This window comes from Brevundimonas sediminis, from assembly GCF_048799765.1.
In the GTDB taxonomy this organism is placed as follows: domain Bacteria; phylum Pseudomonadota; class Alphaproteobacteria; order Caulobacterales; family Caulobacteraceae; genus Brevundimonas.
In genome coordinates, this window is the sequence record NZ_JBLYQK010000017.1 from 50,835 (window position 1) to 65,090 (window position 14,256).

Genomic DNA, 14,256 nt, shown 5'->3' on the forward strand with positions numbered 1-14,256 from the left:
CGCGAACAGATCGACGGGCGCCGGCGCGACGAGGAGACCGCCTCCAGTTGACCCCTCCTTAAGCTGCACCGTCTAAACCCCGCCCCGACAACCGGGGCGCGTGCAGTGATCAAGAGTACCGAACACGTGCGGGCCTATGCGGCCCGCTATCGGGACATGTTCCTGATCCGTCTGCTGTCGGTGGCCGGCATCGTCGGTCTGGCGCTGTGGCTGATGTCCTGGGGATGGGCGGCCAATTTCGCGATCTGCCAGTCCGCCGTTTACTGGCTGCTGTGGCGGGTCGTGGAGCGGGCGCGGACCCGGCCGGACGAACCCGGCGCCTGGGCCAGGCTCAAGGGCCGGACCGAGATCCTGACCCTCGCCCTCGCCCTGCACACGGCCCTGTTCGTCCTGGCGGCGTGGCGGGCCGAGCCGTCGCTGACCCCGCACCTGCTGATGCTGATCGGCGGCAATCTCATGGTCGGGGCGCTGCAGGTGCACGTCAGCCGCCTCAGTTTCGCCGCCGCCGTCATCCCCCCGTCCCTCGCCATCGGCCTGATCGCCGTGGTCGAGGCCGGCGGCGATCCCGGCCTGTTGCTCGCCGCCCTGCTGTTCGTGCTCGGCGTCACCGGCGCCGCCTGGCGTCAGGCGACCAGCGACCGGGACACGGTCGAGCTCTATGTCGACCTGACCCAGAGCTCCGCCGCCCTGCACACCGCCCTCGACGACGCCCGCGCCGGGCGCGAGGCGGCCGAGACCGCCAACCGCGCCAAGTCCCGCTTCCTGGCCATGATCAGCCACGAGGTCCGCACCCCGCTGAACGTCATCCTCGGCATCGTCGAGGTGCTGCGCCGCAAGCGCCGGAGCAAGGAAGAGGCCGGGCTGGTCGAGGACATGGGCGAGGCCGGCGGCATGCTGCTGCGCCTGCTGAACGGCGCCCTGGACCTCTCCAAGATCGAGAGCGGCCAGAGCGAGCCCGAGCTGGCGCCGGTCGACATCCGCGCCCGCATGGGCGCCGTCGCCCGCGTCTGGCGTCTGCGCAGCGAGGAGCTCGGTCTGATGCTCGAGGTCGACTGTGACGGCGCGCCCGGGGACTTCGTCATCGCCACCGATGGCGGGCGGTTCGAACAGGTGGTCATCAACCTGCTGTCCAACGCCCTGAAACTGACTCCCGCCGGCGTGATCCGGATCCGCGCCGTGGCGCGGCCGGCGGGCGACGACGCCGTCACCCTGCGCATCGAGGTCGAGGATCAGGGACCGGGCGTGCCCGAAGACCAGCGTGAACGCATCTTTCAGCCGTTCGAACAGCTGGAGGCCGGGCGCGCCGCGGGCGGCGCCGGTCTGGGTCTCGCCATCTGCCGCGCCAACATCGAGGGTCTGGGCGGCCGCATCGGAGCCTCGGCCGGCGCGGACGGCGGCGCCCTGTTCTGGTTCGAGATCCCCGCCCGCCGCGCCCTGTTGGGCGAGACCGCCGCTCCGACCGGCGAGGTGCGCCCCCTCTCCGTTCTGGCCGCCGAGGACCATGAGGCCAATCGCCGCCTGCTGGCCCTGCTGCTGGCCCAGTTCGGCGCCACCGTCACCCTGGTCGAGAACGGCGCCGAGGCGGTCGCGGCGGCCCGGGGCGGCGGCTTCGATCTGGTCCTGATGGACGTCATGATGCCGGTGATGGACGGCGTCCAGGCGCTTGCCGCCATCCGCGCCGAGGAGGCCGGGAGCGGCCGCCCTCGCCTGCCCGTCCATATGCTGACCGCCAATGTCTTCGACGAGGACGTGGCCCGCTATCGCGCCGCCGGAGCCGACGGGGTCCTGCGCAAGCCCATCGAGATCGAGGCCCTGCACGACACCCTGGCGGCTGTCCCGGCGGGCTGAGTCTTCAGACTCCCGGCCGCCCCCCGCCGTTCCGCCACGCCGCCGAGGCCATGGCGCGGACCGTCTCGCGGACGTCGTCGGGCCAGCCCTCCACGGCCGTGTCGAACGCCGTCCAGTCCCCCGCGAACAGCATCCGCACGGCCTCCTCATAACCCGGCCGGTCGCCCGCCAGCGCGGTCATCAGGGCATAGGTCGCGGCCTTGGCGCGACGGGCGCGGTCCGGCCCCTCGCCGGAGCGGATGCCCGCCTCGACCAATTTCCTCAGCGCCACGGAGGCGCCGCCCGGCTGGCCGGCCAGCCAGTCCCAGTGGCGCGGGAGCAGGGTCACCTCGCGGGGCACGACGCCCAGCTTCGGTCGGCCCGGCCCGCGCTTCTCCGGCTCCGCCTCTTCCGGCGTCGGGGCCGGCGCCAGCCGGGCCAGGGCCTCGGCCGCGGTTCCGCGCAGGTCCAGGTCGATGACCTTGCCCGTGGCGGCGTCGAACACCAGCACATCCCGCCCGGCCTGAACGGCCGTCTGGATCAGCGGCAGGGCCTCGGTCAGGGGGCCGTCGGCGATGCGCCGGTCGGCGGCGAAGGCGAGGACGAAACGATCAGCGGACACGGTCATGGGCGGTCTCGGGCGCCTGCGTCCGGAAATGACGCAGGCCAGGGTTAGGATCAGCCCGTCCCCGTCAGGGATCGGTAGACGATCTGGACGGTCTGGACGGTCTGGACGGGTTTTTTTGCCGTCCGGACGATATTTACCCGGGTAAAATACGGCGCGCAATATCACCCGGGTAATATTCGCGGGCGGCGACGAAGAAGCCGCCGCCGCGAAGGAACCACCGCCCCGCTTTCGCGCTGTTCCGACAGGCCTCCCCGGCTCCGCATCCTCACGAGAGATTCCCATGACCGACCAACGCATCGAAGGCCTCGCCACCGAGATCGAGGGCAAGACCCAGTCCGGCCTCGGCCGCCTCACCGGCGACGCCAAGCTTCAGTTCGACGGCAAGTTCAACGAGGTGAAGGGCAAGGCGCTCGACGCCTACGGCCGCGTCATCGACGGCCTGGACGGCCTGGTCGAGAAGGCCCCCACCCAATACCAGGACAAGGCCCGTCAGGGTCTCGATTTCGCCCGTCGCAAGCCGCTGCTGACCACCGGCATCGTGGCCGGCGCCCTCGTTCTTCTGGGCAGCCTCGGCGGCCGCCGCCGCTGATCGGGCGCGCGACCTCGGTCCCGGCTCAGGCCGGGACCGAGGGTCCGCCGGTCAGCCGGCGCACCACGCCGCCGATGGTGCCGCCCTGTGCCAGCACCGAGAACAGCACGACCACATAGGTCGCCGCGACCAGCACGTCCTTCATGGCTCCCGGCGGCAGCGACAGGGCCAGGGCGATGGAGATGCCGCCGCGCAGCCCGCCCCAGGTCATCACCGGGAAGGCCAGCCGGAACGGCCACAGCCTGCGCCACGCCAGCAGGGGCGCGCCGACCGAGACGGCCCGCGCCGCCAGCACCAGCGGAATGGTCAGGACGCCCAGCCCCAGCAGGCCGAACCGGTCCGCCACCACCACGGCCTCCAGCCCGATCAGCAGGAACAGGACGGCGTTCAGCACCTCGTCGATCAGGGCCCAGAACTTCAGCACATAGTCCTTGGTCGTGTCGCTCATGGCGTAGCTGACGCCCTGGTTGCCGATCAGCAGGCCCGCCACCGCCATGGCCACCGGGCCGCTGATGTGCAGGGCCATGGCCAGCGAATAGCCGCCCATCACCACGGCCAGGGTCACCAGGACCTCGACCGCATAGTCGTCGATCGCCTTCATCGCCCGGTAGCCGATCCAGCCGACCGCGAGACCGAGGATCGCCCCGCCCACCGCCTCGACCGCGAACATCTCGGCGGCGTGCGGCAGGGACAGCTCATGCCCGCTGACCGCGGCGACCAGCAGGATGGAGAAGATCACCACCCCGACGCCGTCGTTGAACAGGCTTTCGCCGGCGATGGTCGCCTGAAGGCTGGGCGGCACGCTGGCGGTCTTCAGCACCCCCATGACCGCCACCGGATCGGTCGGGCTGATCAGGGCGCCGAACACCAGGCACCAGATCAGCGGCACGGACAGGCCCAGCACGGAGGTCAGCAGCCAGAAGCCGCCGCCGACCAGCAGGGTCGAGACCAGCACGCCGATGGTGCTCAGGATGGCGATCTGCCACCGCCCGCGCTTCAGCTGGTCCAGATCGACATGCAGGGCCCCGGCGAACAGCAGGAAGGACAGCATCCCGGTCATCAGGGTCTCGTGGAAATCGATCCCGTTCAGGAAGCCGCTGACCACCCCCGACAGATCGCTGCCCGGCAGCAGGGCGTCGACGCCGACGACCACGATCGACGCCAGCGCCCCCATCATGGTCAGGGCTACCGTCGAGGGCAGTTTCAGGAAGCGGTGATTGATCCAGCCCAGCAGCGCCGACAGGACGATCAGGATCGCCGCGGCGTCCACAGGCGACAGGGCGATATGCATGGGCGACTCCCTCCGGTCGCCCCTGGATTACGACGCCCGCCCCTGTGCGTCAGCCCTTTTCGGCAGGGTGGTCAGAAGGCGAAGTCGCGGAACAGGGAGACCACGGCCGCGCTGTCCTCGGTATCGCTGTCGACCCAGTCGAGGGCGAGGGTGAAACCGGCCAGGGGCGCCGAGACGCCCAGGCGCCAGTCGGTCTTGCCGTCCGGCGCGAAGCCGCCGTCCTCATGGCCCAGCGCGGCGTGCAGGCCGATCGGCCAGCTTTCGGGCTCATAGTCGACCCGCCCCCAAACCCAGGTGTTGGCCTCGTCCCAGGTGCCTGTCTGGGCCGGCGCCCAGACCGCGCCGGCGGTCAGGGTCAGGGGGCCGAAGCTGCGACCGGCCTGTACCGGAAACTCGACGTAGTCGACGTCCGTCCCGCCGGGATAGACATTGCCCCAGACCCCGAGATCCACGTCCAGACCCGCGACCGCGCCGGCCCAGCCCGCGTACAGGGTCACCTCGCTGCTGGCCCCCTCGCCGTCGGCGTCCGCGCCATACTCCGCGATGCCCGAACCCCAGACCCCGACATAGAGCCCGGAGGTGTGGGACAGCGTCGCCTCGCCCTGCAGCACCGGCCGGCCGTCAGACAGGGTGTAGCCCCGATCGCGATAGTCGCTGACCCCGCCGACCCGACCGGACACGCTCCAGTCCTGCGCCTGGGCCAGTCCCGGCATCGCCAGAACCGCCAGAGCCAGTAGCCGCTTCATCTCCACCCCTCCCGCAAAGCCGTCGGGGCCACCCTGCCGCAAACGCCTTAATCTTCAGTCATCGGAGCAGTAAGCGGTCGCTTACCAAGCCGGATAACGTGAAATTAGAATTGTTGTGAAAAAGCGGCTGGAATGGGAGTCACGGCCGCACATCGACAGAACCTGCAGCGGATCACGCTGACAGCGGCGGGCCTCGGACTGATCATCATCGCCCTGACGCTGGTCCTGATCGGCTGGGCCACACGATCCATCGACACGGTCGATCGGGCCAAGGAGGAGGCGCTGGTCCAGCGTGGCCTGGACCGCTCCCTTGAGCGCCTGACCGAGGACGTGAACTCCGCCACCATCTGGAACGACACCGTCAAGGCCCTGAACGGACCGCCCGACCTCGCATGGCTGCAGGTCAACCTCGGCGACTACTACGCCGATTATATGAAGCATGAGGTCACCCTCACCTACGACCCGGCGGGGCAACTGGTGCTGGCGTCCCGGGACAGCGAGCCTGTGCCGCAGGCGCAGGAAGCCGCCTTCGCCGCGGCGGTCGCTCCCTTGGTGGCGGCGGCCCGGCAGGCCTCCATCGCGCCGGCCCGGCGGGCGGCCTACGGCTTCGACGCCGGCTTCAGCCGCAGCGCCGTGGTCCGGGTGGGTCAGGAGACCTGGCTGGTCGCGGTCTCCACCGTGGTTCCGGAGGACGCCGCCGTGTCCCGTCCCGCCGTCGATCCGGTCGTCGTCTCCGGCAGGCCGATCTCCAGCCTGATCGCCACCCTGAAGTCGGATTTGGCGATCAGCGACGCCCGCTTCGCCCCCGTCGGCGCCGCCGGTCCGGCCGACGTCACCGTCCGCGACAGCGCGGGCCGACCGCTCGGCGTTATCGTCTGGACCCCCGACTTCCCGGGCCGCCAGCTCCAGCAGGACGCCGTCCCCGTGATCCTCGCCGTCCTGGCGCTCCTGCTCGCCGGCGCCCTGGTGCTGTTCCGCTGGGTCAACCGGGTGACCGAGATCCTCGCGGCCAATGAGACCGCCCTCATCGAAGCCCGTGATCGCGCCGAGGCGGCGAACGACGCCAAGTCGCGCTTCCTGTCCAACGTCAGTCATGAGCTCCGGACCCCGTTGAACGGCGTGGTCGGCATGGCCGAGGTGATGACCGCGGGGGAGCTGAACCCCGCCCAGCGCGAGAACCTGACCCTCCTGCGCCAGGCCGCCGGCAATCTGACCGCCCTGATCGAACAGATCCTCCAGATCGCCCGGCTGGAGCGGGGCGAGGAACCGGTCCGGCGCGAGGTCTTCGTGCCCGCGGTGGTGATCGTCGACGCGGTCGAGGAACACCGCGCCGCCGCCATGACCAAGGCCCTCAAGCTGGAGTGCCGGGTGGCCGACCTCGGCGTCCGCAAGGGCGACGCCGGCGCCCTCCGTCAGGTGGTCGGCAGCCTGGTCCGGAACGCGGTCGCCTACACCTCCGAAGGCGAGGTCCGGGTTCAGGCCGCTCCCTCCGACGACGGTCTCCGGATCGTGGTTTCCGACACCGGAATGGGCATCGCCGAAAGCCTGATGCCGAGCCTGTTCGGGACCTTTGTGCAGGGCGACGATTCCCTCACCAAGACCTTCGCCGGAACCGGGCTGGGTCTGGCGATCTGCCGCCGGCTGGTGGACGCCATGAACGGCCGCATCTCGGTCGAGACCATCGAGGGCCAGGGCTCCCGCTTCATCGTCGACCTGCCGCTGGCCGAGGCCACGCCGGCTCTTCTGGCCGCGCGGACGTCGGCTCAGCCGTTGTCCGCGGCCGCCGCGAACAGCACCGCCAGCCCGGCGTCGACCTGGCCGGGATCGTCCAGCTCGACCACCGCCGACAACCGCTCGGACCAGCTTTCCTTGCGGGCCGGTGACGACAGCCGGGCCGACACGGACGGGTCGAGCTTGAAGCCCAGCAAGGCCCGCCCGCCCTTCAACGGACGCATGGCCGCGAACTGAACCCGGCGCGAGAAGCTGGTGTAGCCCTTCCTCTGGCCGGAGATCACGCCCTCCAGCCCCGCCGCGATCCGTTCGACGGCCTCCAGGATCGCCAGCGAGCCGGCGTCCGTCCAAAGGGCGGCGCGCAGCCCCTCGGCATCGTCCCAGCCCATGCCGTCGGCGGGCTTCAGGCTGTCGAGAATATGGGCGGCGTGGTTCTGGCCGATGCCGTAGGTGGCCTTCAGCCAGGCGGCCTGGGCCCTGGGCCGGGTCTCGGGACAGCCGGTCTTGAGGATGTCGACCCAGACCGCCAGCGGGCGGCCGGTCTGCTTCTCAAAGTTCGCCTGAACGGTGGCGAACCACTTCTTCTGACGCTCGGTCAGCACCGCGTCGCCCATCTCAGCCTCCCGACAGCCAGCCGGCGAGATTGGTCATGTATTGGCGGGTCTGGCGCAAGCCCTCGGGGTCGCGGACCATGCCGTCGCCGGGCGCCTCGCTGACGAAGGTCGGGCACCCCAGGCGCGGGTCCCAATTGTAGTCGGCGAAGTGGTGGAAGGTGCTCTGGGCCAGCCCCCTGCCCTTGCCGCCCTCGGCCTCGAAGGCGACGGCGATGTTGAAGGGTCGAGCCGAGACCTTGCTGACGCCGGTGGCGATGACGCGGGCGTTCGCGCCGTCGGGCACGCCGATGCCGCCCTCGTGGGGGTGGGCCGGAAGGCGGTCGAGCACGCCCTCGCCGTCACGCAGCAGCGGATGCACCGCGCCTTCGGGCCGGACGGTCTGCCAGTCGCCGTTGGCGCCGGAGTGGTAGTTGGGGAAGTCGATATAGCCGGTCTCGACGTCGTCGCGGGCGTTGCGCTCCGGATCGGGGTCGAGGCTGCTGGAGTGGAAGTAGTGGGCGTCGCCGACGCCGCCGAGGGTGCAGACGCTGGAGCCGAGGTCCATGTGGTCGCGAGTGATCATCAGCCCGCCGCCACGGGCGCGGAAGGCGGCGATGGCGGCGCACTCATCGGCATTCAGCCCGTCGCCGACGTCGACGGCGAAGAGCCAGAGCTGGTCATAGTCGCTGTCGGCCAGCCCACCGATGACCGGATCCGTCTGGCCGCCGGGCACGGCCCGGTCACGGGCGGTGACCTCAACCCCGTCCAGCGCGGCGAGGTGCCCGGTCAGTTGCGAGAACCGGCCGATATGCCAATCGTCCTCGGTGAAGGGGATGGTGGTCTGCAGCAGGATTTTCATCTCGGCGGCTTCATCCGAAAAGGCTGATCCAGAACTTACGCGAGCGAGACTTTTGCGGACTGGTTGACCCAGGCGGCGGAGCTGGAGGCAAGTCAGCGCCGCTTTCGCGCCACTCGTCGACCGCGCGCATGGCGTCTTCCCCCAACGTACGGGTGAGATCGCGCGCGGTGTAGGGCGAAGTCGGCGACACGACTGCCCCGCTTTGCTGAATGTCGGCGCTCAGCTCATCAAGAAAGGGGCGGCCTTCGTTTCGAAACCGTCGAGCCTCTTCGTCATCAAGCGAAATCAGGACGGTGTAGCCCACGATGTGATGGTTGCAGCTCACATCCAGGTAGAGACGCTGCCCCTCTTCAAACAGGAACCAGGCCGCGGGCGCGTGATCCAGAACTCTCAAAGCAACTCCCCCAAAGAAGCCTCTCGATAGACGAAGGCCCCTGACATCGCTGCCAAGGGCCCCATCAGTTCTTGTGACGCGGAGCCTACTCCGCCGCCTCGTCTTCCTTCACCTTGGCGGCCGGGCCGGTCGCGGGGGTGATGTCGAAGTCGATCTTGCCGTCCTTCAGCTGGACCTTGACGTGTCCGCCGCGGGTCAGGCGGCCGAACAGGATGTCGTCGGCCAGGGGCTTCTTGATGTGCTCCTGTATGGTCCGGGCCAGAGGGCGGGCGCCGTACAGCTCGTCGAAGCCGTTCTTGGCCAGCCAGTCGGCGGCTTCGTCGGTCAGTTCGATGGTGATGTTGCGGTCGCCCAGCTGGGCTTCCAGCTGCATGACGAACTTGGACACCACCGACTTGATCGTCTCGGAGTCGAGCGCCTTGAACGCCACGATGGCGTCCAGGCGGTTGCGGAACTCCGGCGCGAACAGGCGCTGGATGGCCTTGTCGTCCTCGCCTTCGACCTTGCCGCGGCCGAAGCCGATGGCGGCCCGGGCGTTGTCGGCGGCCCCGGCGTTGGTGGTCATGATCAGGATCACATTGCGGAAGTCGACCTTCTTGCCGACCGCGTCCGTCAGCATCCCGTTGTCCATGACCTGGAGCAGGATGTTGTAGATGTCCGGGTGCGCCTTCTCGATCTCGTCCAGCAGGACGACGGCGTGGGGGTGCTGATCGACGGCGTCGGTCAGCAGGCCGCCCTGATCGTGACCGACATAGCCCGGAGGGGCGCCGATCAGACGCGAGACGGTGTGCCGCTCCATGTATTCGGACATGTCGAAGCGCAGCATCTCGATGCCCAGGGTGGAGGCCAGCTGGCGCGCCACCTCGGTCTTGCCGACGCCGGTCGGGCCCGAGAACAGGAAGGAGCCGATCGGCTTGTTCGGATCGCGCAGACCGGCACGCGCCAGCTTCATCGCCGCCGAGACCTGCTCGATGGCGCCGTCCTGGCCGAAGACGACGCGGTTCAGGTCGGCCTGAAGCTCGCGCAGGCTCTCGGTGTCAGACTTTGACACCGACTTGGCCGGGATACGGGCCATCTTGGCGATGACGGCCTCGACCTCCTTCTGGCCGATGACCTTCTTCCGCTTCGACTCGGGCAGCAGCATCTGCGACGCCCCCGCCTCGTCGATCACGTCGATGGCTTTGTCCGGCAGTTTGCGGTCGGTCATGTAGCGGGCCGACAGCTCCACCGCCGTGCGGATGGCGGCGTCGGTGTAGCGCAGCTTGTGGTGACCTTCGTAGCTGGTCTTGAGGCCCTTCAGGATCTTGATGCTGTCCTCGACCGTCGGCTCGTTGACGTCGATCTTCTGGAACCGGCGGACCAGGGCGCGGTCCTTCTCGAAATGCTGGCGGTACTCCTTGTAGGTGGTGGAGCCCATGCAGCGCAGCGAGCCCGACGCCAGCGCCGGCTTCAGCAGGTTGGACGCATCCATCGCCCCGCCGCTGGTCGCGCCGGCGCCGATGACCGTGTGGATTTCATCGATGAAGAGGACCGCGTTCTCGTGGCTCTCCAGCTCCTTGACCACCTGCTTCAGGCGCTCCTCGAAGTCGCCGCGATAGCGGGTGCCCGCCAGCAGGGCGCCCATGTCGAGCGAGTAGATGGTGGCGTCCTTCAGGACGTCCGGCACCTCGCCGTTGACGATCTTGCGCGCCAGACCTTCGGCGATGGCGGTCTTGCCGACACCGGGATCGCCGACCAGCAGCGGGTTGTTCTTGGTCCGGCGGCACAGGATCTGGATCGACCGCTCCACCTCGGCGTGGCGGCCGATCAGGGGGTCGATCTTGCCGTTGCGGGCCTTCTCGTTGAGGTCGACGCAATAGGCTTCGAGCGCCTCGCCGCCGGTCTTGGCGGCGGCGGCGTCCTCGGCCTCCTCGGGACCGACGCCGTTGGCCTTGGCCGGGCGGGTCTCGCCGGCGCCCGCCTTCTTGGCGATGCCGTGGGCGATGAAGTTGACCGCGTCGTACCGCGTCATGTCCTGCTCCTGCAGGAAGTAGGCGGCGTGGCTTTCGCGTTCGGAGAAGATGGCGACCAGCACATTGGCGCCCGAGACCTCCTCGCGGCCGGACGACTGGACATGGATCACCGCGCGCTGGATCACGCGCTGGAAGCCGGCGGTCGGCTTGGCGTCGTCGCCGTCCGAGGTCGCCAGCGCGGCCAGGTCAGTGTCGACGTAAAGGGTCAGGGCGGTCTTCAGCGCGGTCAGGTCGACGTTGCACGCCGTCATCACATTGGCGGCGTCGGGATCGTCCACGAGGGCCAGCAGCAGGTGTTCAAGCGTCGCGTACTCGTGACGGCGCTCGTTCGCATAGTGCACCGCGCGGTGCAGGGTTTCTTCGAGAGGACGGGAAAATGAAGGCATAGGGAGGCTCCTCTCAGTCCTTTTCCATCGTGCATTGCAGAGGGTGCTGGTGACGGCGCGCCGTCTCGACCACCTGGGCGACCTTGGTTTCGGCCACTTCGTAGGTGAAGACGCCGCACACCCCGACGCCATGCTGATGCACGTGCAGCATGATGCGGGTGGCGTCCTCGCGGCTCTTCTGGAAGAACCGCTCCAGCACGTAGATGACGAACTCCATCGGCGTGTAGTCGTCGTTCAGGATCAGCACCCGATACAGCGAGGGCTTCTGAAGTTTCGGCCTGGTTTCGGTGATCGTGGCCGTGCCGGAGCCCTGGCCCTGATCGCCGATCTTGCGTGACGGCGGCATTCTTTATCCGAGTTGGGAGAGTCGGATGGACAGATGGGAACTGTCCGATGGTTTTCCAGATGCGGCAAGTCACAGGTTGCGTGAGAGGAGGCGGCGGCGACCCTGTCAGGGGAAAATGCCGAAACCCTGTCTTCCCGACACTTTCGCCGACATGTGCGCCCCGAAAAAAAGAGTGCACGTCGTGGCTTCTTTCGCGTGAGGCGGGGTGTGCGGGAGCCGCTCAGCTCCGGTGATGGCGATGTCAAAGACCGGAGCGCAGTCTGACATGCCGATGCGTCAAATCCGGACGTGTGCGCTTCCCTGTCCCACCGGGAGAGGGAAGCCGAAGGCGAGGGTTGGCAGGATTTGGACGGATTTGGCAGGCCTGGAAGGTGTCGGGAGTGGCGGCCCGCCCGTCCCGCATGACCGAAGTTTCACGGGACATCCCCTGCCCCGCGCGCCAGCTTCGGGGCGTGGATGGAGTGACCCGATGCTGACCGCCCTTCTCGCCGCCCTCGTGCTTCAGGCCGCCCCGGCGATTCCGGAGCAGCCCGCGCTGACCGAGACCTTGCGGGCGCGCGACGCCGCCCTGTTCCAGGTCATGTTCGACGCGTGCGAGCCGGCGGCGCTGGCGGACCTGGTGACCGGGGACCTGGAATTCTACCACGACAAGGGCGGCGCCATGCTGGGGCGCGAGGCCTTCGTGGAGGACTACCGCAAGAGCTGCGAGGCGAAGAAGGCCCCGGATGCGTACCGTTCGCGGCGGGTGCTGGTTCCCGAAACCTTCCGGGTGCAGGCCATCCCCGGCTACGGCGCTGTCGCCGAGGGCGAGCACCTGTTCTACGAGCGTCAGGGCGAAGGGCCGCAGAGCCTGGTCGGCCGGGCCCGGTTCGTGGTGCTGTGGAAGCTGGAGGCCGACGGCCAGTGGCGGATGGCCCGGACATTCAGCCTGGACCACGCGGCGGCGAGTGAGTGACACTTCCCTTCTCCCTCGGAGGCGAAGGACAATTGAAAAGGCCCCGGCGTTTCCGCCGGGGCCTTCGCAAAGCTGATTGAAGTCAGAGCGCCTTAGCGGGCGGCCTGGAACTTCTCGACCGAGGCGGTGACGCGCTCGTTGATCGGCTTGAAGCTGTCCTTCACCGAGGCGGTGAAGACGTCGGTCATCTTGGAGACTTCCGACAGATAGGTCTCGGCGGCCGACTTGGCCCACGAGGTCTGCAGCTCGATCAGCTCCTGCACCGAGCGGGCGGCGGCGAGCGACTGGGCGGCGGCGACGCCGTCTTCCCAGCTCTTCTTGCCGTAGGCCAGCGAGGCGGCCGACAGGGTCTCGGCGCCCTTCTGGGCGGCCGTGGCCGAGGCGACGATGGCGTCGAGGTTCTTCTTGCCCTCAGCGTTCAGCTCGGCGACGCCGGCGATCGACTTGTCCACGCCTTCACGGAAAGCCTTGGCGGCGCCGGCCTGCAGCTTTTCAGCCTGGGCGGTGGTCTTCTCGACGGTCGCCTTGGCGGCGTCGACGGTCTTCTTCACGGTTTCGGCGCTGTCGGCCATGGCAGTCACTCCTGAACCTCGGGCGGCGGGGGCCGCTGATGAAATGTTTTCCGCGACAGGTGAATCCGTCACGACGTCGCTCATATGGTGCAAGTGCGAAAAGCGGTCAAGAGTTCATTGTGCGCTGCACAAAAATTTCATCAACCGACGTTACCGCCCCGCTTCACAAAGTCGTTCACGACCCGTTTACCCTCATGAAACCCGGCCTGCGTGATGGTAGCCTTCCTTTTCAGCGTCACGCCGGGGGGCCGTCGTCGCGCTACCGGATAGAGGCTCGCTTGCGTCTGACCACTTTGCTCCTCCGGGGATGTCTCTCGCTGATGCTGGTCGTGGCGGTCACGATCGCCCCGTTCAGCCGGCCGACCATGGTCGCCGAGGCCGCCGTCAACCCGGCCTACGCCTCGATCGTGGTGGACGCCGAGACCGGCGAGGTGTTGTTCGCCCGCTATGCCGACAACCGGCGCTATCCCGCGTCGGTGACCAAGGTGATGACCCTGTATCTGGCCTTCGAGGCCCTGGCCGCGGGCCGGGCCAGGCTGGACGATGTGATCACCGTCTCGCCCCGCGCCGCCAGCCAGCCGCCGTCCAAGCTGGGCCTCGCCGCCGGCCAGACCATCACGCTGGAAGACGCCATGAAGGCGACGGCGGTGCGCAGCGCCAACGACATGGCCGTGGCTATCGCCGAGCACATCGGCGGCTCCGAGGCCCGCTTCACCGCCCAGATGACGCTGAAGGCGCAGGAGCTGGGCATGACCCACACGCGCTATGTGAACGCCAACGGCCTGCCCGACGCGCGCCAGCTGACCACGGCCCGTGACCTGGCCATCCTCGGCCGGGCGGTCATGCGCGACTATCCGCAGTACTACCGCTTCTTCGGCATCCACGACTGGGTCTACAACGGCCGCACCTACACCAACACCAATGGCCTGCTGCGCACCGGCGGCGGCTACGACGGGATGAAGACGGGCCTGACCAACGCCTCGGGCTCGAACATCATGGCCTCGGCGGTGCGTGACGGGAAACGCCTGATCACCGTGGTTCTGGGCGGCCAGTCCTCGGCCAGCCGCAACGCCCATGTGGCCGCCCTGACAGACACAGGGTTCGAGGTGGTTCGCCTGCGCCGCCAGGGCGAGCGGATCGAGGTGGCCCAGCTCTTCTACGAGCAGCGCGGCTTCGGGGCCCAGCCGAACGAGACGCCCGCCGGAGACGGGCCGATCCAGTACGCCGCGGTGACCGAAACCGAGGACGACGAGGGGGTGACGGCCATCCTGAACGGCGGCGTCGCGCCCCGGCCCGCGCGCCCGGAGGCGGCCGCCCCGACGCCGGC

13 protein-coding genes and 1 pseudogene are annotated in these 14,256 nt (G+C 68.8%); 5 read left to right on the top strand and 9 right to left on the bottom strand.

Translation table 11 applies throughout. From position 1 onward, the window contains the following. Positions 1 to 105: 105 nt before the first annotated feature. The gene (locus tag ACLQ7T_RS10840; protein WP_420479444.1) at positions 106 to 1,848 is read left to right on the top strand and encodes an ATP-binding protein; all 1,743 of its coding nucleotides are present in this window, start codon (positions 106 to 108) and stop codon (positions 1,846 to 1,848) included. 4 nt (positions 1,849 to 1,852) lie between these two features. Here ACLQ7T_RS10840 and ACLQ7T_RS10845 read toward each other — a convergent pair whose 3' ends face one another. Beyond that, entirely contained in the window at positions 1,853 to 2,455 is a 603-nt protein-coding gene (locus ACLQ7T_RS10845; protein WP_420479445.1) for a DUF2239 family protein, read from the bottom strand. A 280-nt stretch (positions 2,456 to 2,735) separates the two neighbouring features. Here ACLQ7T_RS10845 and ACLQ7T_RS10850 point away from each other — a divergent pair, with 280 nt between their 5' ends. After that, the gene (locus ACLQ7T_RS10850; protein WP_420471062.1) at positions 2,736 to 3,044 is read left to right on the top strand and encodes a CsbD family protein; all 309 of its coding nucleotides are present in this window, start codon (positions 2,736 to 2,738) and stop codon (positions 3,042 to 3,044) included. A gap of 25 nt (positions 3,045 to 3,069) precedes the next feature. Here ACLQ7T_RS10850 and ACLQ7T_RS10855 read toward each other — a convergent pair whose 3' ends face one another. Further along, the gene (locus ACLQ7T_RS10855) at positions 3,070 to 4,335 is read right to left on the bottom strand and encodes a cation:proton antiporter (protein ID WP_420479446.1); all 1,266 of its coding nucleotides are present in this window, start codon (positions 4,333 to 4,335) and stop codon (positions 3,070 to 3,072) included. 71 nt (positions 4,336 to 4,406) lie between these two features. Continuing rightward, positions 4,407 to 5,081 carry a TorF family putative porin gene (locus ACLQ7T_RS10860; protein WP_420479447.1) on the bottom strand — a complete coding sequence of 225 codons (675 nt, stop codon included), beginning with the start codon at positions 5,079 to 5,081 and terminating at the stop codon, positions 4,407 to 4,409. A 132-nt stretch (positions 5,082 to 5,213) separates the two neighbouring features. Here ACLQ7T_RS10860 and ACLQ7T_RS10865 point away from each other — a divergent pair. Further along, positions 5,214 to 6,794, top strand: a pseudogene (locus ACLQ7T_RS10865) (sensor histidine kinase); the annotation flags it as partial. 50 nt (positions 6,795 to 6,844) lie between these two features. On the opposite strand, the gene ACLQ7T_RS10870 reads toward ACLQ7T_RS10865, so the two are convergent. From ACLQ7T_RS10870 to clpS, 5 genes are all read right to left on the bottom strand, one after another. Continuing rightward, positions 6,845 to 7,426 carry a DUF4287 domain-containing protein gene (locus ACLQ7T_RS10870; RefSeq protein WP_420479448.1) on the bottom strand — a complete coding sequence of 194 codons (582 nt, stop codon included), beginning with the start codon at positions 7,424 to 7,426 and terminating at the stop codon, positions 6,845 to 6,847. Position 7,427: 1 nt separating this feature from the next. Then, positions 7,428 to 8,264: a hypothetical protein gene (locus ACLQ7T_RS10875; RefSeq protein WP_420479449.1), complete on the bottom strand. Its 837-nt coding sequence runs from the start codon at positions 8,262 to 8,264 to the stop codon at positions 7,428 to 7,430. Between the two features lie 10 nt (positions 8,265 to 8,274). After that, on the bottom strand, positions 8,275 to 8,658 hold the full coding sequence (locus ACLQ7T_RS10880; RefSeq protein ID WP_420479450.1) for a hypothetical protein: 384 nt from the start codon (positions 8,656 to 8,658) through the stop codon (positions 8,275 to 8,277). A gap of 85 nt (positions 8,659 to 8,743) precedes the next feature. Beyond that, complete coding sequence (gene clpA, locus ACLQ7T_RS10885) at positions 8,744 to 11,056, bottom strand: ATP-dependent Clp protease ATP-binding subunit ClpA (protein ID WP_420471066.1); 2,313 nt, start codon at positions 11,054 to 11,056, stop codon at positions 8,744 to 8,746. Positions 11,057 to 11,069: 13 nt separating this feature from the next. Further along, positions 11,070 to 11,402, bottom strand: coding sequence for an ATP-dependent Clp protease adapter ClpS (clpS, locus tag ACLQ7T_RS10890; RefSeq protein ID WP_420471067.1), 333 nt, complete (start codon positions 11,400 to 11,402; stop codon positions 11,070 to 11,072). A gap of 469 nt (positions 11,403 to 11,871) precedes the next feature. Between clpS and ACLQ7T_RS10895 the strand changes: the two genes are divergently transcribed. Beyond that, positions 11,872 to 12,357: a nuclear transport factor 2 family protein gene (locus tag ACLQ7T_RS10895; protein ID WP_420479451.1), complete on the top strand. Its 486-nt coding sequence runs from the start codon at positions 11,872 to 11,874 to the stop codon at positions 12,355 to 12,357. 92 nt (positions 12,358 to 12,449) lie between these two features. On the opposite strand, the gene ACLQ7T_RS10900 is transcribed toward ACLQ7T_RS10895, so the two are convergent. After that, positions 12,450 to 12,929, bottom strand: a complete 480-nt coding sequence (locus tag ACLQ7T_RS10900) for a phasin family protein (protein ID WP_420471070.1) — start codon at positions 12,927 to 12,929, stop codon at positions 12,450 to 12,452. 320 nt (positions 12,930 to 13,249) lie between these two features. Here ACLQ7T_RS10900 and ACLQ7T_RS10905 point away from each other — a divergent pair. Then, positions 13,250 to 14,256, top strand: a 1,007-nt coding sequence (locus ACLQ7T_RS10905) for a D-alanyl-D-alanine carboxypeptidase family protein (RefSeq protein WP_420479452.1), incomplete at its 3' end; no start/stop codon positions are given.

Bases quoted from the DNA above. Each gene is read 5' to 3' on its own strand.
- ACLQ7T_RS10845 (WP_420479445.1), bottom strand. From the start codon at position 2,455: ATGACCGTGTCCGCTGATCGTTTCGTCCTCGCCTTCGCCGCCGACCGG.
- ACLQ7T_RS10850 (WP_420471062.1), top strand. From the start codon at position 2,736: ATGACCGACCAACGCATCGAAGGCCTCGCCACCGAGATCGAGGGCAAG.
- ACLQ7T_RS10855 (WP_420479446.1), bottom strand. From the start codon at position 4,335: ATGCATATCGCCCTGTCGCCTGTGGACGCCGCGGCGATCCTGATCGTC.
- ACLQ7T_RS10860 (WP_420479447.1), bottom strand. From the start codon at position 5,081: ATGAAGCGGCTACTGGCTCTGGCGGTTCTGGCGATGCCGGGACTGGCC.
- ACLQ7T_RS10870 (WP_420479448.1), bottom strand. From the start codon at position 7,426: ATGGGCGACGCGGTGCTGACCGAGCGTCAGAAGAAGTGGTTCGCCACC.
- ACLQ7T_RS10875 (WP_420479449.1), bottom strand. From the start codon at position 8,264: ATGAAAATCCTGCTGCAGACCACCATCCCCTTCACCGAGGACGATTGG.
- clpA (WP_420471066.1), bottom strand. From the start codon at position 11,056: ATGCCTTCATTTTCCCGTCCTCTCGAAGAAACCCTGCACCGCGCGGTG.
- clpS (WP_420471067.1), bottom strand. From the start codon at position 11,402: ATGCCGCCGTCACGCAAGATCGGCGATCAGGGCCAGGGCTCCGGCACG.
- ACLQ7T_RS10895 (WP_420479451.1), top strand. From the start codon at position 11,872: ATGCTGACCGCCCTTCTCGCCGCCCTCGTGCTTCAGGCCGCCCCGGCG.
- ACLQ7T_RS10900 (WP_420471070.1), bottom strand. From the start codon at position 12,929: ATGGCCGACAGCGCCGAAACCGTGAAGAAGACCGTCGACGCCGCCAAG.